Source organism: Deltaproteobacteria bacterium (assembly GCA_016874735.1).
Taxonomy (GTDB): domain Bacteria; phylum Bdellovibrionota_B; class Oligoflexia; order Oligoflexales; family CAIYRB01; genus CAIYRB01.
The window spans coordinates 1-4155 of record VGTI01000135.1; the positions used below are offsets into that span (position 1 = coordinate 1).

Consider the following 4155-nt stretch of genomic DNA (forward strand, 5'->3'; position numbering starts at 1 on the left):
GGCCACAAAGGCGCCTGGTACAGAGAAATCCTGCCATTTAGGCAGAGAGTGGGTTGCGGAGGAGGACAGGTTGGCCCGGGAAGCAAACCCGGGTGCTGGGGCAATGGGGGTTGATTGTCCTACCATCAACACCCGAGGCAATTGGTCGACTTTTGGAACAACCGCCTGAGCGCCAGCTGGGCGACTATGCTTTGCCATGTTTCCGCTTTGCTAAGGATACGCGCAAAAAACCACCAGAGATCGCCACGGCATTGGCTGACTCTCTTAAGGCTTCGGGATGGCTAGATCGCTCTGTGGCTGTCGGCGCCTTTCTCAACATATTCATCGACCACAAACGTCTAGCCTCAGCTGTGTTGCCCAAGATTGCCGATGGCAGCACGTTTCGTGAGCTTGCCAGTCTAGCCGCTAACCGAAGTCAGCGGGTGATGATTGAATTCTCGCAGCCCAACACCCACAAGGAGTTCCACGTTGGTCATGGCCGAAATGTTTGCCTAGGCAACAGCTTGGTACACCTGTTCCGCTACTGCGGCTATCAGGTAGTCAGCGCGAATTACTTTGGCGACGAAGGCACACACATCGCCACAGTATTGTCCTATCTAACGCGTCATCAACCTCAAGCACCTGCAACCGGGCGAGGCGAATGGCTGGGCCAAATTTACGTGGCCGCCAAGCGCGAGCTCGAGGCTGCCGACGGTGATGCCAAGGCCAGTATTTTGGCAGATATCTCTAAGGTGCATCGGCAGATCGAAAAGCAACAAGGTCAAGTGTATCAGGACTGGCTGACCACGCGGCAGTGGTCACTCGACGCCTTCCACGACATTTATGAGTGGCTCAACGTAAAGTTTGATGAACTGTTCTACGAATCCGAGGTCACTACGTCGGCCCAAGCAATTGTCGATGAATACCTGAGTAAAGGTGTATTCGTCCTCGACCAAGGAGCCATCGGCGTAGACCTTAAGCCATTCAAGCTAGGCTTCTGTATCTTGCGCAAGTCTGACGGCAATACACTTTACGCCACTAAGGATCTGGCGCTCGCTAAACGTAAATTTGACGACTACGGGATTAGTCGCAGCATCTACGTCGTGGCCGACGAGCAAAATCACCATTTTCGCCAGGTGTTCAAGGTCCTCGAACTCATGGGTTTTGCTCAGGCCAAACAATGTTTCCACCTAAGCTACGGCATGGTGGTCCTGCCAGAAGGCAAAATGTCGTCACGAGACGGTTCCGCTGTGTCGTTCACATCACTACGTCAAATGATGCTCGATCATCTTGGCAAAATTTTGTCCAAATACGAGGGCGAATGGTCCCCGGCCGAAATTGCCGACACCGCCCACAAGCTCTGTGATGGCGCCATCAAATACGGCATGATCGCCACGGACCCGGTCAAAGAAATTGTCTTTAACCTCGAAGACTGGCTCAGTTTTGAGGGCAACTCTGGCCCCTATCTGATGTATAGCTACACACGCACGCGCTCGATCCTGCGCAAAGCTAGCGAGCAGGGCCTAACTCCCGACGTAGCTGGCGCCGCCGACCATTTGCGAGAGGCTTCGGAGCATGAACTACTGCGTTACCTGTTTGACTTCAATCAAACGGTCATCTCGGCTTGCGAACACTGCAAGCCCAGCATGCTGGCCACACATTTGTTTTATATGTGCAAATCATTCAACCGATTCTATGTCGATGCGCCTATACTCAAGGCCGCAACACCTGAGCTTGCTCGATCACGCTTAGCACTCACCTCAGCATTTGGTGATACGCTCAAACATGGCTTGGCGCTACTGGGTATCACACCGCCTGAGCGCATGTAGGACCGCTGCTCGGCTAGAAAAACTTGACCCCACTAAGGATTACAGTTCGTCACCTCCAGTGACAGCTGTGACCCTTGGTGCCCATGGTATTTCTTCATTTGGCAAAGTCCGCATATCTGCCTGTGCTACAATGGCGCCTAACTAAATTAATTTTGTATTGAGGAGAGGCACCTATGCGGCTACAAACTGCAATTATCACTCCCATGATAGCGATTCTTTATTTGCATTCGGGATATGCTAGAGCCTCTGACGTGACGCTTCCAAATGACGATAGTGCGTCATTCGGGCGCGCCACCTCGACGGACCTTTCGCCTTCTCTACCTGAAGAGCAAGAATATACAGACGATCAGACTCACGAGGCCATGGGTACATATTTTGGTGGAATAGGCGCGCCTGCAGGTGGCTGCGGCTTGCCACAGTCGGTAGTTGAATCCAGCAACTTCGTGGCACTGAACGTTCAAAGCGCACAACCGCCGATCACCGGCGAATTCAATCAAGGCCGCAACTGCGGTCGCTGGATCGAGGTGACACTCAGCAAATTTTGCAAAAACGCTGACCACTCAGACCGATGGAACACCGACTTTTGCAACGGTGGCCAATGGGAAGAGGGTCCATTGACCGGGTCTAAAGCCCTGTTTATTGTCGCCGATAGCTGTAACGACGGCAATTATTGGTGCCGAAACGATCGATACCACTTGGATCTATCAGCGTCCGGACTCGTGCAATTCGGCAGCGGAGTAAATGTTTCGACGTGGCGAAATCCTCAATTAACCTGGCGCTATGTTGATGCCCCCAATTACAGTGGCGATGTTCAAATTGGCTTTGCACAAAATGCTTCCAGCGGCTGGCCAACGATTCTGATCAAACACCTGCAGCGCGGGATTCATAAGATCGAGCAGTGGGTCGGTGGTCGATGGGTCGCGCAGCCTATGTTCCTGACCCTAGGTCAGGTTTACACGCTGACTAATGTGGGTTCGGAGCCCTACCGAATCAGACTATTTGATGCACGTGACGAGCCCGTCCAAAACGGACGCGTCTACCAGTTCAATATACCTACTAATTGTTGCGGACGCGCCTTTAACGAGGTTGCCTACACTACCCAGTGAACACTTTTCGCAAGCTTTGAGCTCTTGCCTAATATTGCCACATAATAATGCCAATACATAACGCTGAATTTAGACCTTTGTAGGATGTCAGATGCAACTCACTACATTTTTCATGCTCTTACATTTAGCGGTTTTTACAATTCTCGCCTCGACCAGAAGTCTTGCCAAAGGCAACTCCGCAAGCCCTCCCCCCAACTATCAACAATTCATGAAAGATCTTTCCATTGCTTACAAGAGTGGCGATTACACTAAAGCTAAACGCATGTTAATTGAATTTGAAAAGCAAGGCGGCCACCCTCCAAGCGGTGACGAGACGTCTTGCCCTGCTGCGGACGAGTTAGCCCAGTGGAAGACCATGATGGAATGCCTATCACAAAGTAGCTATGCAGCTAAAAGCTGGGACTCTATCGATCAGGCTCAGAAATCAGTTTTTACCACGCTCCGCGACGGCAAGGCTTCTGACCTGACTTCATTCGTCAGTTGTGATTCTTTGGATTTAGCAAGAAATGAGATTTACTGCGATTTTGATCAAGTAATCGCTCGCCCATCCGGCCAGAGTCTACGTCGGTTGCAATCCGCCATTAAGCAATCTGGCTTAGACGTATCGAAAGCTAGGTGGGAATCCTCTCCAGGCCCCGCGCATTCCAAAGGCGGCAGCGCGTTAAAACTCAGTGGCTTTGATTCCTCAAATAAACCCAGCTTCAGAGCAACCACAAAAAAAGTCCAAGGTTCAACGGAAGGTCGACCAGCCTTAAATGATTGGGTCATTGAAGTAGCTAAGTACCGTAATGGACGAGTCTACATTTCCGCATTACCATTAATTAACGATCATTGATCGTAATTACTTTGCTTTTGTCTGATCTAAGCCAGCTCCAACTTATTAAATAGTGGTCGTCATGAAAAAGACCCAAGCCAGCCGAACAGCAAATTACGTTGCCATGATGCGCGCCCTTGGTCACCGCGCCCCCTGGGTGCCAGGATTCAGCGACCCGACAGCCGAGGTTTTTTTAGGCAAGCGTTTTCGCCAATTCGAAATCGCACTGAGGGCGATCTACGGCAAATACTTCGCCAACAAACTAGAAACATTTTGGAGCTCTTTATCGGTCAATTTTCAGTTTCGCACGGTCGTCCTCGATCGGATCATAGGTGACGCTCTGCCCTTTGATCAGCTGGTGCTACTAGGGGCAGGATATGACGGCAGGGCATGGCGCATGAAGTCACTTCGTGATGTGAAGGTGTTT

Annotated in this window: 4 protein-coding genes; all 4 read left to right on the forward strand. The window is 51.1% G+C overall.

Translation table 11 applies throughout. The features are described 5' to 3' along the window. Positions 1-53: 53 nt before the first annotated feature. Positions 54-1808, forward strand: a complete 1755-nt coding sequence (gene argS / locus FJ146_19595; protein ID MBM4254175.1) for an arginine--tRNA ligase — start codon at positions 54-56, stop codon at positions 1806-1808. Positions 1809-1981: 173 nt separating this feature from the next. After that, on the forward strand, positions 1982-2914 hold the full coding sequence (locus FJ146_19600) for a hypothetical protein (protein ID MBM4254176.1): 933 nt from the start codon (positions 1982-1984) through the stop codon (positions 2912-2914). 91 nt (positions 2915-3005) lie between these two features. Next, positions 3006-3749 (forward strand): hypothetical protein, encoded by a 744-nt coding sequence (locus tag FJ146_19605; GenBank protein MBM4254177.1) that lies wholly within the window; start codon positions 3006-3008, stop codon positions 3747-3749. A gap of 61 nt (positions 3750-3810) precedes the next feature. After that, positions 3811-4155: hypothetical protein (locus tag FJ146_19610; GenBank protein ID MBM4254178.1), on the forward strand; the 345-nt coding region annotated here is incomplete at its 3' end.

Bases quoted from the DNA above. Each gene is read 5' to 3' on its own strand.
- FJ146_19600 (MBM4254176.1), top strand. From the start codon at position 1,982: ATGCGGCTACAAACTGCAATTATCACTCCCATGATAGCGATTCTTTAT.
- FJ146_19605 (MBM4254177.1), top strand. From the start codon at position 3,006: ATGCAACTCACTACATTTTTCATGCTCTTACATTTAGCGGTTTTTACA.